Origin of the sequence: Chryseobacterium capnotolerans (genome assembly GCF_021278965.1) — a bacterium.
GTDB classification, from domain to species: domain Bacteria; phylum Bacteroidota; class Bacteroidia; order Flavobacteriales; family Weeksellaceae; genus Chryseobacterium; species Chryseobacterium capnotolerans.
Genome location: NZ_CP065589.1, coordinates 3,022,281 through 3,041,094, shown reverse-complemented (window position 1 = coordinate 3,041,094; position 18,814 = coordinate 3,022,281). Strand labels below are relative to the sequence as shown.

Genomic DNA, 18,814 nt, shown 5'->3' with positions numbered 1-18,814 from the left:
ATTGTTAAGAATAAAATCAATGATAAAAGAACAAGAACAAAATATCAGGCATCAGGATGCAGTTTGTACCAATGAAAGTACACTAAAACATTCCTGGTATCACAACTTAAAATATCTGGCAGCAGGAATTATATTTGGAATCATTTTCGTAAAAGCTGAGGTCATCAGCTGGTTCAGAATTCAGGAAATGTTTCGTTTGCAGTCATTTCATATGTATGGAATTATTGGGAGTGCTGTTTTAGTAGGAATGATTTCTGTGTGGTTGATTAAAAAATTCAAGATCAAAACAATTTATGGTGAACCTATAACGCTGGCTCCTAAGAAATTCAATAAAGGGCAGATTTATGGAGGATTGATCTTTGGTTTTGGTTGGGCCATTACCGGAGCCTGCCCCGGACCGCTTTTTGCCCAGATTGGAACAGGAGCTTTAGCGGTATCTGTCACCCTTTTAAGCGCAATTACCGGAACCTGGGTATATGGATATTTCAGGGATAAGCTGCCTCATTAAAACTGAGTTAATAAAATAAATAAAGACTGCTGAAATAGATAGGCAGTCTTTATTCAGTATAAAACTATGAAAATATGAAGTCTTTTGCACCCAGAGCCATATAGAGGTTGATGCGTTCCATTCTGTTCTGAAGTTCCAGATTGACGAGATTCATCTCATTTTTTAGAAGATCCCGCTGTTTCCGGATCAAAACAAAACTGTTATTGGTTCCCACTTTTATTTGTTTTTGAGTGAGGCTAATATTATTGTTCAGTTCATGAATAGCCTTTCGGGTGAAATTACTTTGCTTTTCAATAGAATTCAGATTAGCTGATGAAGATTCCACTTCATTCAACGCATTCAAGACAGCCCTTGAATACTCTTCAACAAGCTGTTTTTGCTGTGAGTTTTTAATTTCCACATTCTTTTTAAGCTTTCCATTATTGAAGAGAGGAGAAACCAATCCGCCGCCTACTCTAAGCAATGGGTTTGAGAATAAAGAGTTGATCGCTTCTACATTACTTCCCGCAGTCCCTAAAGAAGTATTTATATTAAGAGAAGGAAGCCTTGCTGCTTTAGCCTGTTGTACTTCATAAAAAGATTTTTCTATCTGAAAATGATAAGCCTGAATATCAGATCTGCTCTCCAAAAGTTCTAATGGAAAAGAAGAAGGAATATTATTTTGTACAGGATTGAAAAAATTCTGTGTTTCCAGCTTTCCTTCAGGATATCTTCCGGTTAGAAGTTCAAGAGATCTTCTGGATTGGATATTGGCATTTCTGATCTTTTCAAGATATCCTTCCAGAGAAATAATTTCGGCAGAGATATTAGATAGATCCAATACGTTAGCTGTTCCTACTTTTTTCTGAACCATATATAATTTCTCAAGTTCTTTTGTTTTCTGAATATAGCCTTCAATCATATCCTCCTGAATGTTTCCGGCAATATTGAGATAATAGGCTTTAGCAATCATCGCAGCGATAGACTGGTGCAGCAGAATGTTTTGTTGTTTTGCAGAAAAATAATCACTGGTACTGGCCATTTGTGCTGATTTATTTTTACCCCATAAATCAATTTCCCAATTGGCTTTCAACCCAATGCGCCGGATTTGGCTTTCGCTTACCAGATTATTAGATGTATTGGTAACCGCATTTACGCTTGGATAAAGATTGCTTCCTGCAATTTCCATTGCCAGTTCAATTTGGTTAAGCTTTTCTTTAGCAATAATAATATCCGCATTATATACCATTCCTTCATGGATAAGTACATCCAGTTGAGGAGTTTTAAGATCTTTAATCCATTCATAAGAAAGAGACCTTGCATTAGCATTTCTGTCAAAAATCCAGTCATCAGGAATGATAATATGAGAGACAGCTTCACTTTTTTCCTTCAGTTGATCAATATTCTCTTTCGTAGGCTCCTTATAACCTATGCATGAACCTAAACTTAAAGAAAGAATTCCTGCCAGTATTAATCTTTTATACATATTAATGAAGTTTAGGGATAATGAAGTTGATTTTACTGTTGATTCTTACCATTACCTTTCGGATAAGATGTAAAGGTTTGATATGATCTGAATAAATTACAGCCGTTCCTCTGGCTCCCACGGTCAATTGTTTTTGATCATCTTCCAGTATAAATTTAGCGATCAGTTTTCCATCCGTTTCCGGTAGCTGTCTTGCAGTATCAGGAAGTCCTGCTGTAGAACCATTTCCGCCGAGCATTCCACCTGCATTGTTCATGATTCCTTGGCTGGTAGCATCAATCACATATTCAAGTTTGGCTTTAACTACCTTTCCCGGTTCTGTTTTAAGAGCAAGTTCTACTTTATCTCCGTTTTTTACTGATTCAAGTTCGTTTTGTGCAAAGAACCCGATAACAGACTGTTGTTTCTGGATCAGGACAAAAGCAGATTTAAAGGGTGCCATGATAGCTCCTTCATTAAGCTGAACATTGGGGATAATTCCATCTGTAGGAGCCAAAACTACAGTTTGGGATAGGTTCCATTTTGCCTGATCAAGTTTTGCCTGAATCTCAGATACAGAAGAATTTTCTCCATTATAAGAGGCATTGGATTTGGTTTCCAAAGATTGCTGCTGTGCTTGGGCAGCGCTGATTCTGGATTGAAGATCATTGACGTTAGTTATTGCCTGTTCCAGATCAAATCTATTGGCAGCACCTGCATCCACAAGCTCTTTATATTGAGCCACTCTTTTATTAGCCAGATCCAACTGTGATTGCAATCCTGCAATATTTTTTTGAGAAGCAGAAATGTCAGTATTGTAAGAACTTACGGTGGCTTTCATAGTACTGAGTTTTGCTTCCAGTGATTTAATTTCCTGTACATAAGGTTCTCTGTCTAATACGAATAAAGTATCGCCTTTCTTCACTTCCTGATTGGTCTTTACATATACCTTTTTTACTTTCCCCAGCACCTGAGTGGTAATATCAACACTTCTGTTTCCAACTTTCACGTCAGAGGTGATGGGACAATAGTAGTTAAGGCTTAATATTAAAGCAATAGATCCAAAAATAGGAAGAGAGTATACCACAACCTGAGTGGTGAATGTCCAGGGAATTAGTTTTAATTTTTTAATAAGCAGCCAGCAGATTCCGGCATATATAGCGATGAGTAATTCTAGCATAGGAGGTTATTTTTCAATTGTGTTAAGTGCTTCTTCAGATTCAGTATCATCTGAATCTTTTTTCTGCTCATTTTGATTGTCGTAATCATAATTCGCCCAGATTAAGGCAACCGGCCATAAAAGGCCTCCAAAAACAAGGGAAAGGAGGCACATACTTTTTATGGCGTTGAGCTGAGGATGCTTCTTTTTTCGGCTACTTTCTCCGGATAAATGTGAACTTTCCAGAAAAGGTAGATCCCGGCAAAAGGTAAAACAAGTAGAATGAGCCAGGATGCAACATCAGCTATATGGTCTTCCATTCCGCCTGTAGATGCCTGAACAAAATTGCATGAAAGGAACAGGCAGAGAAGTAAGGTTATTCTTTGCATAGTATAATTGTAATAGGATATAATAAAATGTAAAACAAGGTTGTAACCAGTCCGTTAATCAATATTGGCCGGCTACTTTAGTGTAAAAATAATTCTATACTTGTCAATTTTTTGTGAGTGGTGTTTTTCTCATTTTTGCTTTTAATAATTTGTGTAACAGTATTTTGAGTAAGCAAAAATAGACCGAATAAAGTGAGAAAAAGTATTCCTAAGTTATTTTTTTCTTTCGTTTCTTTTTTATGAACTCTTGCAGTCATCCTTGAAAGAGAGTTAGGAGTAATACCCAGAAAATTGGCAATATACTTTCTATTGGCATTTTGAGAAGTAAAAGGGCGGGTTTCCAGAAAATCTTCATATCGTGAATGAGGAGAAGTGGAGCAAAATTGCTCAGTGCGTACCTTTAGCGTGTTAATGATCTGTTTTAAAGATTTCAGATAGGCATTATAAATTCCTCTGTGCTGGAATGCCGCTTCTTCAAATTCAGTTTTGTTGAATAAGAAGATCTGTGATTCTATAACAGCTTCAATGGTATACTTTCTTTCACTTTCTCCTGAGAATGATTCCGGACTTTCCATAATGGCAGCTTCTTTTTCTGAAGGTAAAAAAAGATTCGTTTCAATACCATTTTCATCATCAAAGAAAAACCTTAGTAATCCGTTGGAAAGGATAAATAATTGATTAAAAGACTGTCCTGGTCCTGCTAGTGTTTCTTTTCTTTGAAGAAGTCTGGGGGTGCTGATGCTTACCAAAACATTAATTTCCTCATCAGATAAATCCTGAAAGAAAACAATATTCCTGAAAGTTTTAAACGCATCCATTACAGCAGTAAAGATAACTAAAAATAGGATATCAATATTCGTTAAACCAGACTAAGGATTTCAGAGAAGTTTTTTTTAGATTTGTTAATACTATAATTTTGATATACAATGAACAATAACCGAAGAAGTTTTATCAAAAAACTGGGAATCGCTACTGCAGCACTGGCTGTAAATCCTTTGGATCTGATGGCTAAAGAATTACCTGAAAACAATACAGTTACCAACCAACCTATCGTCCTGTCAACTTGGAATTTTGGACTCAAAGCGAATGAAGAAGCATGGACTATCCTTGGAAAGGGAGGAAAGGCATTGGACGCAGTTGAAAAAGGAGTTCGCCTTGTAGAACTCGATCCCAAAGAAAGAAGTGTTGGTTACGGTGGACGCCCAGACAGAGATGGCAGGGTAACATTGGATGCCTGTATCATGGATGATAATTACAATATCGGTTCAGTAGCTTGCCTTGAACATGTAAAAATCCTATTTCCGTAGCCAGAGCAGTAATGGAAAAAACACCTCATGTAATGCTGGTAGGAGATGGTGCTTTACAATTTGCTCTTTCTCAAGGTTTTAAAAAAGAAAATCTTCTTACCGAGGAATCTGAAAAAGAATGGAAAGAATGGTTGAAAAAAAGCCAATATAAACCCATTGCCAATATTGAAAATCATGATACCATAGGAATGATTGCTCTTGATGCTCATGGAAATCTTTCCGGAGCTTGTACAACCAGCGGAATGGCTTTTAAAATGCATGGACGAGTAGGCGATTCTCCTATTATCGGAGCTGGTTTATTTGTAGATAATGAAGTGGGAGCAGCAACAGCAACCGGACATGGCGAAGAAGTGATCAGAACAGTAGGAACACATCTTGTAGTAGAGTTGATGAGACAAGGAAGAAACCCACAACAAGCCTGTAAAGAAGCGGTAGACAGAATTGTAAAGATCAACCAGAGAAGAAATAAAAACCTTAAAGATATTCAGGTTGGTTTTATCGCCATCAATAAAAAAGGAGAATACGGAGCGTATTGCATTCAGGATGGATTTAACTTTGCGGTATATGATCAGAAAGGAAACCGCCTGGAAAAACCTGAATTTGCAGTGAAATAATAGGTATAGAAATAGAATATGAAAAGAATGATGATCGCCTCCCTGTTTTTAATAATAGGGTGTAAAGAAGAAAAGAAAGATGCACTAGCAACTCAACCAGAACCTGAAGTGAAGGAAAATGTTGTTACAGAAGCTAAACCCCAGGCAAATGAAGCAGAAGAAGCGAAAAAATGGCTGGAAAAAAGCATTGAAGACTACTTTAAATCAGATCTTGGTAACCTGGATAAGAATATGCAGAAAATAACCACCAAAGAATATTACGATTATAAAGGGGATGCCATGGGTGTTGATATGGACGTTGACGGAAGTCTTACAGAACAAGAGTTCAATGATAAATGGAAAGAAAAGTTTGATACCAAAAAAGCAGGTGTAGGTGTAGGGTTCTTAATTGCAGGTCAGGATTGGGATAAAGTACAGGTAACAAAATGCCAGCTGATTTCTCAAAATGAAAATAGCTATTTGTTTGATGTTGTTCTTAATGATAAAGCATTAAAAGCTGTATATCCTGTCAAAGTTAAGGTGAGTAAGGATCATAACTCTTTCTTGATTGCCGATGTGCTGCAAGATACTCCGGAGTTTAATTAAAATATAAGAAGAATGTCAAAAGTAGAAATAGCATGCTTTAATCCTGAATCAGCAATAATTGCCTTTGAAAATGGAGCGGATAGAATAGAACTTTGTTCAGGATTAAGTGAAGGAGGAACGACTCCCGATTTTAAAGTTACAAAAGAATTAAGAGAGAAAATAAATATTCCAATATTTGTTATGATTCGCCCAAGAGGCGGTGATTTTACCTATTCAGATACTGAATTTGAGCAGATGAAAACCGACTTAACTACATTGAAATCATTGAATATTGATGGTTTCGTATTCGGTATTTTAGATGAAAATGATGAGGTGAATAAGGAGCAGAATACAACCTTGGTTGAATTGGCTTCACCACTTCCTTGTACATTCCATCGTGCATTCGACAGAGCAAAAGGCCTGGAAGAATCTTTGGAAAAAGTCATTGAATGTGGTTTTACAACCATTCTCACATCAGGTCAGAAACCGAATGTATCTGAAGGAAAAGAAAATCTAAAAAAGTTAGTTGTTCTTTCCAATGGAAGAATTGAAATTCTTGTAGGTGGCGGTCTGAGGTCTTCCAATATTGAAGACATCAGAGAAGCAACAAAAGCTGGTTATTTCCATTCATCAGCAATTACAGATGGTGGATCCTTTGCTAATCCTGATGAAGTGATTGCTTTGAAGAATAAATAATCACTAAATATCCAATTTGTCATTCTGAGCATAGCGAAGAATCTCAATAATACTGGAGATTTCTCGTTCCTCGGAATGACAAAACTACTATGAGCTTTTTGGAGAGCTTTTTTTGAAAAGTAGATAGTATTGAAAATATATTTAAACGCAAAGATTTCTATTTAATAGTGCATTATGTTTTAAGAAAGCAAAGTAAGGCGGCAGAGTCGATGAATAAGCTTATGGATAACATCCGCTTCATCAAAATCGATTGCAAATCGATTTTTTCTTAGCTCACTTAAAAATAAAGTGTACTATTAAATAAATCTTTGCGTTAAAAATTAAAAACACACAAATGACCGAAAACGAATTATCCTACAAAATAATAGGAGCTGCTATAGAAGTTCATAAAAACTTAGGTGTTGGCCTATTAGAAAGTGCATATGAAATAGCTTTAGCTTACGAATTAAGAACTTTAAACCTTAACGTAAAACAACAAGTTGCTTTACCATTACAATATAAAGAAATCTCGATAGAAAATGCATATAAAATTGATTTGATTGTAGAAGATAAAGTAATCATCGAAGTTAAGGCTGTCTTGGAATTACATTCTATTTTTAAGGCTCAGCTATTGACTTATTTAAAACAAACTAATATAAAACTCGGACTTCTTATTAATTTCAATAGTGAACTTAATAAATATGGAATCCACAGAATTGTAAACAATATCATTGATGCGTAAAACTTTCCTTTTTGCTTTCCTTTTTATTCAGAATATTCTTTTTGCACAGTACTCTGAAAGAAGCTTGTCTTCAGAAAACTGGCAGTTCAAAAACTCAAAAGATAAAAACTGGCTTCCGGCTAAGATTCCCGGGACGGTTCATCTGGATCTGATGAACCATAAGCTTATTCCGGATCCTTTCAAGGATGAAAATGAAAAGAAGGTTCAATGGGTAGAAAATGAAGATTGGGATTATCAGGCTAATTTTGATATCTCGTTCAAGGAATTTGATTACGACAATATTGATCTTGTTTTTAATGGATTAGATACCTTTTCGGAGGTTTATCTTAATGGGAAATTACTGAAGAAAACAGATAATATGTTCAGAACCTGGGAAATTCCAGTGAAAGAATATTTGAAACAGGGAACAAATCTGTTACAGGTAAAGTTTAAATCTGCGGTCAATGAAGGAAAAGAGCTGGCAAAAAGGTTCCTTTCGCTATGCCGGAATCACCGCGAAGCTTTGTAAGAAAAGCACAATATCAGTTTGGCTGGGATTGGGGTCCAAGATTGGTGACAGCGGGAATCTGGAAGGATGTAAAACTGGAGTTTTGGAGAAATGCAAAGGTGAATCATATTCAGGTTGAGCAAAAGTTACTTACTGATTCGTTGGCTCAGGTATCATTTAATATGAATATTTTCGCTGAAGAAGAAGGGGAGTACTTTACATGGTTTAACCTCAATAGAGGAATGCATAAATTTCACCTTAATAAAGGTTTTAACACAATTAGACTTCCTTATAATATCAAAAATCCCAAGAGATGGGAGCCTAATGGAAGAGGAAAACCTACTGTATATGCTACGAAGATTTCCTTATACAAGAAAGGAGGACGAATTATTAGAGATATCAATGTTACGTATGGTTTGAGAGATATTGAGCTTATTCAGGAAAAAGATGAAAAGGGCAAATCTTTTTATTTTAAAGTTAATGGAAACCCATTATATATCAAAGGAACAAACTGGATACCTGCAGACAGTTTCTCTCCAAGGATTACGAAGGAAAAATATCAAAAACTGATTAAGGCTGCCAAAGAAGCGAATATGAATATGATCCGGATTTGGGGCGGCGGGATCTATGAAGATGAAGAGTTCTATAAAGCCTGCGATGAAAACGGGATTTTGGTGTGGCAGGATTTTATGTTTGCAGGAAGCTTTTATCCGGCAGATAATGAATTTCTGGAGAATGTAAAGGAAGAAGTGAAAGATCAGGTCAAAAGACTTCAAAACCATCCGTCCATTGCATTATGGTGTGGGAATAATGAAATTGATGAAGCCATTGTCAATTGGGGATATCAGAAACAGTTTAACTATTCAAAAGCAGATTCTCTGCAGGTATGGAAAGATTATAAAAAGCTTTTTCATGAAGTTATTCCCAATACATTGAAGGAAAATCTTACTTCAGATAAAAATAAATACTGGCCAAGTTCTCCATCCATCGGATGGGGACATAAGGAAAGTCTTACAGAAGGAGATTCTCATTATTGGGGTGTTTGGTGGGGTGAACAGCCTTTCGAAATGTATAATGAAAAAGTAGGCCGATTCATGTCTGAATATGGTTTTCAGGGAATGCCAACTTTAAGCACTACAAAATCAATGTTTTCCGGAGTTGCTGATTTGGACCTACAAAACCTGACCATTAAAGCCCATGAAAAACATGCAAGAGGCTGGGAGATTATCAATAAATATATGGAACGGGACTATCCAATACCAACAGGATTTGTAAAATATAATTATGTTTCCCAACTGCTACAGGCGAAAGGAATGCAGATCGCGATAGAAGCACACCGTAGGGCAAAACCTTATAATATGGGAACATTGTACTGGCAGCTTAATGACTGTTGGCCGGTAGTTTCATGGTCGTCCATTGATTATTTGGGAAATTGGAAAGCTTTTCACTATCAGGCAAAAAGAAGTTTTGAGCCTATATTGATCTCTGTTGCTGAAAATAGTAAAGCTTATGAAATCTATCTGATTAATGATGTATTGAAAGAAATAAAAGCGGATATAAAATTTGAGCTCATTGATTTTGCAGGAAAACAACTATGGAAATCTAATATTAATAAAGAGTTGAAGGCCGATGTAAGTGAGAAAATTTTGAGTATCAACAAAGCTGATCTGGTAAAATTTGATGTATCGAAATCTGTTTTGAAAATAAGTTCAGACAGTGAAGATGTGAAGCTTGAAAAGCTTTTCTTTCCCGTAAGACCTAAAGATTTGAAACTCTCAAAACCTAATATTACCATTAAAAAAATATCGCCAACAGAAATTGAAATCTCAACAGATGTTTTGGCAAAGGACGTATACCTGATTGGAGATACTCATTTCAGTGATAACTTCTTTGATCTGTTGCCAGGTGCTTCAAAAAGAATTATCCTTTCGAAATCTTTGGATAAGGTTGAAGTAATGAGTTTGTTTGATACTTTTTAAAATATAGGAGAATAAATTATCCAATAAGTACACGACTTTTGCTATTGTGATTAAAGATCTGCGAAATCCGAACAATCTGCGAGAGATTTTTTTACTTCTTTAGATTCAGATCTGGCAGAAACTCTACTCAAAAAAAGATAAATTTTACCCTTCCAACTCAAAAATCAGCCGTAACTTTGCAGCATATTTCTTTATAGTTATGGTAAATTTTGTTCTGATTGCAGTGTGCATTATTGCAGGAATGATATTCAAAGCAACAAAATCTATCCACCCAGATGCCCACAAGGGGATCAATACCTGGATTCTTTATCTTGCTCTACCGGCAGTTTCATTCAAATATCTGCCGAAGGTACAATGGACAACGGAAATGCTTTTTCCAATTGCAGCCACTTTCTTAGTCTCTGTATTTTGTTTCTTTTATGTAATGTTTTACAGTAAAAGCAGGGGATATTCAAGGCGTTCCAGAAGTACTTTAGAATTGGCAAGCGGTTACAGCAATACCTCTTTCATCGGATTTCCTTTGATCAGTGCTTTTTATGGTGAAAGCCTTTTAAGTATTGCTATTATTTGTGATCAAACCATGTTTTTTGCTCTTTCCACATTGGGTATTATTGCCGCAGTGAAAGGAGGAAGTAAGTCTGGAAAGGTGAGTGCTGCATTTATTTTTAAAAGATTAATTACATTTCCACCTTTAATTGGTTGTATTTCTGCTTTAGTGCTGTCTCAATTTATAGATTTAACTGTTGCAGAACCGCTTTTTGATAAACTGGCAGCTACTGTGAGTCCGCTAGCCTTATTTTCAGTCGGGTTGCAGCTAAAGTTTAATGGCTGGAAAAAACTGATTCCGCAAATGTCAGCTTCTATGCTTTATAAACTGATTCTGGCTCCGGCAATTGTTTTAGGAATGGCTCTTTTATTTGGAATAAAAGGAGATGTCGCAAAAATTACCATATTTGAAGCGGCAATGCCAACATTAGTGACTTCAAGTATTATTGCAGAACAGTTCAGGCTGAATACAAAGCTTACCAACCTTATTATCGGCGTCAGTATTATTGTAGGATTTTTTACTTCTGCTATGTGGTACGAGATTACCGAGCTTCTTTTTTAATAAATAAAGGTGAACATTTTTGTTCACCTCTGTATATTTATTTTATTTAGGTTCGTCAGGATTCCATCCTCCCCCTAAGCATGAGACTTGATGAGCAAAATCATAAGTGTTCACTCCATTGTTGAATTCGTAGTTAAATGTTTCTCCGGGAGCTGAGAAATATTTTGCACTGGTAACTGTTAATCTAAAGTTTGCTGTTTTTATTTCAGTATATTTTCCACAAGAAATAAAACTTTCCAATTGGCAGGCAGTATCTAGTGTAGCCCATGTTTCTCCTTTAGGAATGATAACAATTACCCAGGGATTAGGTACGGATAAATAGCCGCCAAGTGCTTTCTGTTGCAAAGTCAGCTTAAACTGAATATCATATGGAGCAGGCTGAGAAATATGGAGTTGGACATTCCTGTTATCCAGTATAGAATTATAACAAATAGGAGTGACAGGATCCATACTTAAAGTAATGATGGTATTATTTGAAGTTGTTTTCTTTGCTATTTTTGATGTTGTTATATTAGAATTCTTTTCTAAAGAAACATCTTCTGCCCCTTCATTATGACATGATGTAATCATGAATAAAAATGATGATAGTAATACGAGTTTTTTCATGGAATTAATTTTTTCACTAATTAAAGAAAAATATAAAAAAAATCCAAAACTGAGAAAGAACAAGAATGAAATGATACTTAATTTTGCAGTTCTCTTCAGAAAAATCTAATTTTACACTTTTAAATATTTCCCTTGCCATACGCTCAAATTGTTTTACCGCTGAATTTAAAAGGATCCTTTACCTATAAGGTTCCAGAAGAACTTATATCCGAAATTCAGTTGGGGATGCGGGTTTTGGTACCATTTGGAGGAAAGAAGATCTATACCGGAATTGTTTTCGAACTTCATGACAATGCTCCGGATAATTTTGTAGCAAAAGAAGTGATCAGCATTCTGGATGAAAAACCGATTCTTCCCGAAGAACAACTTCGTTTCTGGAATTGGCTTTCCGATTATTATCTGTGTAACCTTGGTGAAATTTACAGATTGGCTTTTCCGTCTTCATTGAAGCTTGAGAGTGAAACGTATTTAAAATTAAAACCGGGAGTAGTCGTTGATTTTGAAAACCTGGATGTCAATGAAATGTATCTGGTTCAGGCGCTGGAAGTAAGACAGCTGGTTAATCTTACAGACATTGAAGCCTTTATTCCTAAAAAAGAAATTATTAAAACCATCAATTCTCTCATTGATCTGCAGTATATTGAGATTGATGAGAAAATTGCAGAAAAATATAAGGCGAAGGAAGTAGCTTATGTAAGAATCAATGAAAGTGTTTTAAACAATCAGAATCTTACAGAAATTCTTTTAAAGCTGAATAAAGCCCCTAAGCAAAAAGATCTGTTCCTTTTAATTTTAGAAAAGCAGACTGAAAATCCTGATCTTCATATTAAAAAAGCCGAATTGTTTGAAGACGGCTATTTTGGAAGCTCTCATTTCAAGGCATTGGCAGACAAAGGTCTTGTTGAGGAATATTATATGCAGAAAGACAGGATTGAAAGTTATGAAGGAGAAATTGAAGAAATTGAAGAACTTTCAGAAGAGCAGAAAATTGCAAAATCCGAGATTGATGAAGCCTTTGAGGGAGGGAAAAATGTACTGCTTCATGGCGTAACATCATCAGGAAAAACTCATATTTATCTAGAGAAAATTGAAGAATGCATCAGGGAAGGAAAAAAATGTCTTGTTTTTACTTCCTGAAATTTCTTTGACAAAACAAATTACTCAGAGACTGGAGAAAAAAATATGGTAGACAATTAGGTTTTTATCATCAGAAGCTCACAGATTTTGAGAGAGTAGAAGTGTGGCGAAGAATCAAGCAGAATGATATCCGTATCCTTGTAGGAACCAGAAATGCTTTGTTTTTGCCATATCAGAATCTGGGATTGATTGTAGTGGATGAAGAGCATGATTCAGCCTATAAACCAAGAGAAGTTACTCCTTATTTTAATGCTAAAGATGCTGCATTAGTCTTGGGAGGTTTGTATAAATCCGGAGTTATTCTGGGATCTGCAACACCTTCTGTTGAAAGCTATTACAGAGCCAGAAAAGATAAAATGAAATACATTTTCCTGAATGAAAGATTCGGGAATGTGAATCTTCCTGAATATGAATTGATTAATTTTAAAGAAGCTCAGGAATCTAAAAATGTATCCGGAAATTTTTCCACAAGGCTTATTGACGCTATTAAGCATACAATTGATGAAAAGAACCAGGCTATAGTTCTTCACAACAGGCGTGGTTATGCCAATGTCATAGAGTGTGAAACTTGTGGTTATGTTAATTATTGTTCTAATTGTGATGTGGTAATGACCTATCACAAGGCTGCCAATGAAATGAAATGCCACTACTGCGGACAAAGAGCTTCAAAGCCAAGAACCTGTCCGAAGTGTAATTCTGAAAATCTAAACGAAAGAGGAGTAGGAGTAGAGCAGATTCACGAGGAAGTCTCCAAACTGTTTCCTGAAAATGAAGTAGACAGAATGGATGTAGACTCCATGCGTAAGAAATTTGCCTACGAGAAACTGTATGAGAAAATTGAAGACGGTGAAACGGATATTGTGGTAGGTACACAAATGATTTCCAAAGGACTTGATTTTGACCATATAGAATTGGTTGCCATTCCTAAAGCTGATTCCTTATTATATGTACAGGATTTCAGAGCGGAGGAAAGAGCATATCAATTAATTACCCAGGTTTCAGGAAGAGCAGGAAGAGTCTCAGGAAAAGGTAAGATCCTGATTCAGACCTATAATCCGGATCATTCCGTATTCCAGCTGATTAAAATGAATAATCCTGCGAAGATCTACAAATATATCCTTACCGAACGCCAGAAATTCCACTACCCGCCATTTACTAAGCTTATTATGATCGAACTGAAGCATAGAAGAGATGATAAAGTAGACCGCGCTTCTCAGTTTTTAGGCTCTATCCTGAGGAAATATCTTCCTGAAGAATGTATTTTAGGTCCGGAAAGAGCTCAGATTGCCAGGTTAAATAATTTTTATCAGTTCCAGATTTTACTGAAATTGCCTCGTGGGAAAAATTATGAGAAGTTCAAAAGTTTGGTTTTGATAAGTTTGAAAGAATTCGATGAAATTACTGCTTATCAAAGCATTAAAAAGGACGTTTTTGTTGATTTTTAACAATTTTTAACAAACTTTACACTCTTTTATAAGACGTCTGTGGTTTGTTTTATAACAATAATATCTACTTTTGGTCGTTGATTAAGTGTTTGGCTTTTTAATTGAATGATTTAACTTATCATTTTTTATAGGTTCAAACTATAGAACAAAAAAAGGATAGATGGTAAATTTCAGAAAATATATTTCAAGTGCAGCGGTATTGGCTTCCGGTTTTTTCCTGGCTCAATCTACCGTTTCTACTGTTCTTTACTCTCAGAATTACGACAATCAGAAAAACAGCTTAAATCTTCCGTCGCCAGCGAGTTCGATGGAGAGAAGCGTTTTGTCGGCTAAAGAACTTGTAGACATTAATGTGAACACAATGATGGCGGATCCTGTGCTGAAAAATGCAACCTGGGGGTTCGTTGTGTATGATCCGAAAACGAAGAAGGTCATTTCTTCGTATAATGAAAACTCACCGCTGGTTCCGGCTTCTACCACAAAATTACTGACCACTGAAACAGCATTGAATCTGCTGGGTGAAAACTACCGTTGGATTACTCAGCTTGAGTATGCAGGTACAGTGGATGAAAATGGTACTTTAAATGGAAATTTGTATATCGTAGGAAGTGGAGATCCTTCTTTAGGAACGAATAAAGCAGGAGCAGGATCTTACAGAGATATTATTTCAGATTTCATAGGCGGACTTTCACGTGAGGGAATCAGAAAGGTAAATGGTGATATTATCATTCAGACAGCGCTTTTCAAAGGCAATATTGCAATGCTTCCGGAAAATGTTGTATGGTTGGAAAACAATAATTATTATTTGCCTGCAGGAACCACTCGCGCTATTAATCCGGCTAATGAAAAGCTGATTGTAAAGAAATCCGGCTTCTCTACAGAAAAGAAGTTTTTCTACGTTTCACCTTATGCTCATCAAATGGTATATGCTGAAAAGTATGACGGAGACGGAGTTTTAACAACAAAACTTCCTGATGCGCCAGCATATCTTGCCAATTCCTTCAGAACAACGCTGGTAAAAGTGGAATTCCTGTTACCGGAAAAGTATCTGCAAAAATGACAGATCCAACTCCGGAAAACAGAAAAATGATCTCTGCTTACAAATCTCCAACATTAAGTGATATTGTGTATTATACCAATCAGCATAGCGATAATTCTTTAGCAGAAGCTTTATTAAGAACAGTAGGATTCCAGAAATTGGGAGATCAGACTTCAGAATCTGGAAGAATTGTAGTGACAGATCACTTAAAGGATGCAGGTTTTGATATGTTAGGTCTTAATTATATAGATGGAAGCGGACTTTCAAGAAGCAATAACGTAACTCCCATTTCCCAGGTGAAGTTTTTAACTTCTTTAATGGATGAAAAATATTACAGATCTTATTTAACGTCTTTACCTATCGGCGGACAGTCCGGGACATTGAAAAGAATGTTCCTTGGAACCGGTAACGGACAGGTTTTTGCGAAAACAGGGACATTAAATAAAGTGAAAACGTTGGCAGGTTATCTGAAAACAAATTCCGGTAAAACCTTAGTTTTTTCTCTGATGGTGAATAACTATTCAGGATCAGTGGATATGGTGAAGAAAAGAATGGAAAAGATTCTTGAGCCAGCTCTGGATCTTTAGAACCTATTTGTTTTATATATTATAAAAACCTTTTAATCAATGATTAAGAGGTTTTTTTTATATTTGAATACGACAATATTTCTATATATGAAAAAAATTTACCTTCTGGTGCTGAGTTTGTTAATTACTCAGCAGGTTTATAGTCAAAAACAGGATTATCAGCATATTGAAATGAAAGGATTGGCTGAAAAAGAAATGAAATCCTTCACCCAAAAAATGGGAATTGGAAGTGTGAATCCGAATACTCTGAATTACGATTTACAATATCAGAGAATGGACATAGATATTGATCCTGCTGTATATTATATTTCCGGATCTGTGACTTCGCATTTCAAACCCAATCAGAATTTGGGAAGTATTTATTTTGATCTTACCAATCTTCTAACGGTTTCCCAGGTACAATACCATGGCAGCAATCTCCCATTTCAGCAGCTTTCTACCCAGGAGATTAAAATTGATTTTCCGACCTCTCTATCAGCCAATGTTTTGGATTCATTAACCATTCATTATTCGGGAGCTCCGGCAAACAATACGGTGAAGATTGGAACTCAGGGACCTAATATACCTGTTTTCTCCACTTTAAATGAACCTTATGGGGCACAGGATTGGTTTCCTACCAAACAAAGTCTAAATGATAAGATTGAGAAATTTGATTTTAAAATCACCACACCATCACAATATAGTGTAGCAGCCAACGGAAAATTGATGTCTGAAATCATTTCGGCAACAACCGGAAAAAAACTGACTTTCTGGAGAACAATGTATCCTACTACTGCTTATCTTGTCGCGCTATCTATTACAAACTTTGCAAAAATGAATAGCACCATTGGAAACCCTCCTTTTCCATTTGTTAATTATATTTATCCATCAACAGCCGGAGATCCGGTAAAAATATCCAATATTGAATGGACAAAACAAGTAATGGATATTTTTGAAACGTATTTGGGACCTTATCCTTTCCGGAATGAAAAATATGGGCATATGGAATACCTTAATGGAGGTGGAATGGAACATCAGACCATGTCTTCCATGAGTGGTTGGACTAAGTCTCTGATTGCCCATGAACTTGCTCATCAATGGTTTGGAGATAAAGTAACTTGTGGAGCATGGAATGATATATGGCTGAATGAAGGTTTTGCAACTTTTGGTGAACACATTGCCAATGAAAAACTGATTATGACTCATGATGAGTTTATGAATTATCTTGTCAATCAAACAGATTTAATTACCAATACTGTAGATGGAGCTATTTATGTTCCCGATTCGGGATTAAATAATATCTACAGAATTTTTGACAGCAGGTTGTCTTATGCAAAAGGAGGTTATGCTTTAAGGATGATAAAATGGATCTTAGGTGATGATGTTTTTTATCAGGCACTTAAAGATTATCATGGAAGACCTGCTTTGGCCTACAACTATGTGAGAACGGCAGATTTTAATAGTTCTTTACTTCAGTCTACCGGAAAAGATTTTACAGAATTTTTTAAAGACTGGATTTATGGAGAAGGATATCCAACCTATATGATAAAGTGGAAGCAAGCGGGAAATCAGATAGGGTTTGTTGTTTCCCAGACCCAGAGCAGTCCTACAGTCAGCTTTTTTGAGATGCCTCTGCCTGTAAAAGTAAATGGAACAGGTGGGCAAACGGCTTATTTGGTACTGAATAATACTTCTAACAATCAATATTTTGCTGAAAATATATCGTTTCCTATAGCGAGTGTTGAGTTTAATTATGAACATCAAATTCTGGAAAATAATTCTATTGTGGTTCAGGATAATACTTTACATGTATCATCTGCAGAAATGGAGGGCTTTGATTTATATCCTAATCCGGCAAAAAATGAACTTTACTTAAAAAGAATAGACAAACCAACAGAATTTTCTATTCATGCTATTGATGGAAAATTGGTGCGAAAAGCTATTTATCAACCAGGAAAAGCGATACAGATTGGTGAACTGATTCCTGGAGCCTATGTGATTACTGTGAACGGAAAGTATATTAAGTTCATTAAAGATTAAGTTTATACATAACAGAATATAAAAAGCTTTCAGATGAGAAAGCTTTTTGTTTTTTGAAAGCTTTCGTACCTCTTCTCTTTGCTGCTTTGACCTTATACCTGAACCATTTTTCTTTAAAGATATTTCGCATAATATTATCAAAATTTCTTGTAATGACCAGGTTTTTAAAGCCACGCCATTTTTCAAGAAAACTTGAAGGTAATGCCCTTACCGATACAGAATATCCTCCGGTTTCATACTGTATATAATGCCACCATCCGGAAGGAATATAAAGTGTTTCACCAGGATGTAGGACCGCTTCATATCCATTTAAATAGAGTAACGCAGGATATTGTCTGTAGTCCGGAGTTTTTATATTAGGCAGACTATGGAAATTATAAGGTAATTTATACATAAGATCAGATTGTTCCCAAGGGAAAAGCCAGATTCTTTTAATTCCCTCGAACTGGGTGATGAAAACATGAGACATGTCAATATCAATATGATTTCGGGTAGCAGAGCCCTGACCTCCGAAGAACATAAACGGCAGCCATTTTAATATTTTACCATTCGTAACATCGTTATAGATGAGATCATTTTTCAGTTCAGGCTTTATACTGAGTAAATTAAATAAAAATAATCGATGCTCAGTAGGAGTGGAGTCTATCAGGTCAAGATACTCAGAGAAAGTAGTCTGTGCAATAGGCTGGCTGGCCACTCTGTCCATAGAATCCATTTCACTGCCGTAGATATCTACTTTTTGACTGCCTGCTATTTCCTTGAAATATTCATAGTTCCACTTTTTGAAAGCCGGGCTTTCAGGATCTACAAAGTCTTCGATAATAATAGGAATCTGAGGTTTCATGTGGTTATTTATAAAGCTTCTTGAAATGAGTTTCTTTGTTTTCTTTACCGGAATCAATTGCATATTCAGAAATTTTAAACAAATATAAATATTATCCTACTAAATCAGTAGACTAATAGTGTTAAAAATGAAGTTAAAGATCAAATTTTAGAATTAAGGAG

At 35.8% G+C, this 18,814-nt stretch carries 16 protein-coding genes and 3 pseudogenes; 12 read left to right on the top strand and 7 right to left on the bottom strand.

All coding sequences use genetic code 11. The features are described 5' to 3' along the window. Positions 1–19: 19 nt before the first annotated feature. Complete coding sequence (locus H5J24_RS14580; RefSeq protein ID WP_068942416.1) at positions 20–508, top strand: DUF6691 family protein; 489 nt, start codon at positions 20–22, stop codon at positions 506–508. Between the two features lie 64 nt (positions 509–572). Here H5J24_RS14580 and H5J24_RS14575 read toward each other — a convergent pair whose 3' ends face one another. The 5 genes from H5J24_RS14575 to H5J24_RS14555 all read right to left on the bottom strand — a co-directional run bounded on the left by H5J24_RS14575 (position 573) and on the right by H5J24_RS14555 (position 4,318). After that, positions 573–1,973, bottom strand: a complete 1,401-nt coding sequence (locus tag H5J24_RS14575) for a TolC family protein (RefSeq protein ID WP_068942419.1) — start codon at positions 1,971–1,973, stop codon at positions 573–575. A 1-nt stretch (position 1,974) separates the two neighbouring features. Continuing rightward, a complete protein-coding gene (locus H5J24_RS14570; RefSeq protein WP_068942421.1) occupies positions 1,975–3,132 on the bottom strand; it encodes an HlyD family secretion protein in 1,158 nt (385 codons plus the stop codon). Between the two features lie 6 nt (positions 3,133–3,138). Further along, positions 3,139–3,285: a DUF3302 domain-containing protein gene (locus H5J24_RS14565; protein WP_232815616.1), complete on the bottom strand. Its 147-nt coding sequence runs from the start codon at positions 3,283–3,285 to the stop codon at positions 3,139–3,141. A 5-nt stretch (positions 3,286–3,290) separates the two neighbouring features. Further along, positions 3,291–3,500, bottom strand: coding sequence for a hypothetical protein (locus tag H5J24_RS14560; RefSeq protein ID WP_232815615.1), 210 nt, complete (start codon positions 3,498–3,500; stop codon positions 3,291–3,293). A gap of 77 nt (positions 3,501–3,577) precedes the next feature. Beyond that, positions 3,578–4,318, bottom strand: coding sequence for a Crp/Fnr family transcriptional regulator (locus H5J24_RS14555; protein ID WP_232815614.1), 741 nt, complete (start codon positions 4,316–4,318; stop codon positions 3,578–3,580). Positions 4,319–4,426: 108 nt separating this feature from the next. On the opposite strand from H5J24_RS14555, the pseudogene H5J24_RS14550 reads away from it, so the two are divergent. The 7 genes and pseudogenes from H5J24_RS14550 to H5J24_RS14525 all read left to right on the top strand — a co-directional run bounded on the left by H5J24_RS14550 (position 4,427) and on the right by H5J24_RS14525 (position 10,976). Next, positions 4,427–5,421, top strand: a pseudogene (locus H5J24_RS14550) (isoaspartyl peptidase/L-asparaginase family protein). Positions 5,422–5,439: 18 nt separating this feature from the next. Then, positions 5,440–6,006, top strand: a complete 567-nt coding sequence (locus H5J24_RS14545; protein ID WP_068942429.1) for a hypothetical protein — start codon at positions 5,440–5,442, stop codon at positions 6,004–6,006. A gap of 12 nt (positions 6,007–6,018) precedes the next feature. Beyond that, positions 6,019–6,681, top strand: a complete 663-nt coding sequence (locus H5J24_RS14540) for a copper homeostasis protein CutC (RefSeq protein WP_068942431.1) — start codon at positions 6,019–6,021, stop codon at positions 6,679–6,681. A gap of 334 nt (positions 6,682–7,015) precedes the next feature. After that, positions 7,016–7,402 (top strand): GxxExxY protein, encoded by a 387-nt coding sequence (locus tag H5J24_RS14535; protein WP_068942433.1) that lies wholly within the window; start codon positions 7,016–7,018, stop codon positions 7,400–7,402. Then, positions 7,395–7,915 (top strand): annotated as a pseudogene (locus H5J24_RS25970) (glycosyl hydrolase 2 galactose-binding domain-containing protein); the annotation flags it as partial. The gene H5J24_RS14535 and the pseudogene H5J24_RS25970, both read left to right, overlap by 8 nt. A 156-nt stretch (positions 7,916–8,071) precedes the next feature. Then, a complete protein-coding gene (locus H5J24_RS14530; RefSeq protein ID WP_429832696.1) occupies positions 8,072–9,868 on the top strand; it encodes a beta-mannosidase in 1,797 nt (598 codons plus the stop codon). A gap of 199 nt (positions 9,869–10,067) precedes the next feature. Beyond that, on the top strand, positions 10,068–10,976 hold the full coding sequence (locus tag H5J24_RS14525; RefSeq protein WP_068942436.1) for an AEC family transporter: 909 nt from the start codon (positions 10,068–10,070) through the stop codon (positions 10,974–10,976). A gap of 42 nt (positions 10,977–11,018) precedes the next feature. Here the strand turns inward: H5J24_RS14525 and H5J24_RS14520 are convergent, their stop codons facing one another. After that, complete coding sequence (locus H5J24_RS14520) at positions 11,019–11,582, bottom strand: hypothetical protein (RefSeq protein WP_141395655.1); 564 nt, start codon at positions 11,580–11,582, stop codon at positions 11,019–11,021. A 132-nt stretch (positions 11,583–11,714) separates the two neighbouring features. Between H5J24_RS14520 and priA the strand changes: the two are divergent. From priA to H5J24_RS14500, 4 genes and pseudogenes are all read left to right on the top strand, one after another. Next, positions 11,715–14,164 (top strand): annotated as a pseudogene (gene priA, locus H5J24_RS14515) (replication restart helicase PriA). A gap of 160 nt (positions 14,165–14,324) precedes the next feature. Next, positions 14,325–15,224: a D-alanyl-D-alanine carboxypeptidase gene (locus tag H5J24_RS14510; protein ID WP_232815613.1), complete on the top strand. Its 900-nt coding sequence runs from the start codon at positions 14,325–14,327 to the stop codon at positions 15,222–15,224. Beyond that, positions 15,149–15,790, top strand: coding sequence for a D-alanyl-D-alanine carboxypeptidase/D-alanyl-D-alanine endopeptidase (dacB, locus tag H5J24_RS14505; RefSeq protein ID WP_346730001.1), 642 nt, complete (start codon positions 15,149–15,151; stop codon positions 15,788–15,790). Before H5J24_RS14510 ends, dacB begins: the two co-directional genes overlap by 76 nt. A gap of 87 nt (positions 15,791–15,877) precedes the next feature. Then, positions 15,878–17,809, top strand: coding sequence for a M1 family metallopeptidase (locus tag H5J24_RS14500; protein WP_068942443.1), 1,932 nt, complete (start codon positions 15,878–15,880; stop codon positions 17,807–17,809). Here H5J24_RS14500 and H5J24_RS14495 read toward each other — a convergent pair. Further along, the gene (locus H5J24_RS14495; protein WP_232815612.1) at positions 17,799–18,716 is read right to left on the bottom strand and encodes a cupin-like domain-containing protein; all 918 of its coding nucleotides are present in this window, start codon (positions 18,714–18,716) and stop codon (positions 17,799–17,801) included. The two genes, H5J24_RS14500 and H5J24_RS14495, sit on opposite strands and share 11 nt — an antisense overlap. Positions 18,717–18,814: the final 98 nt, after the last annotated feature.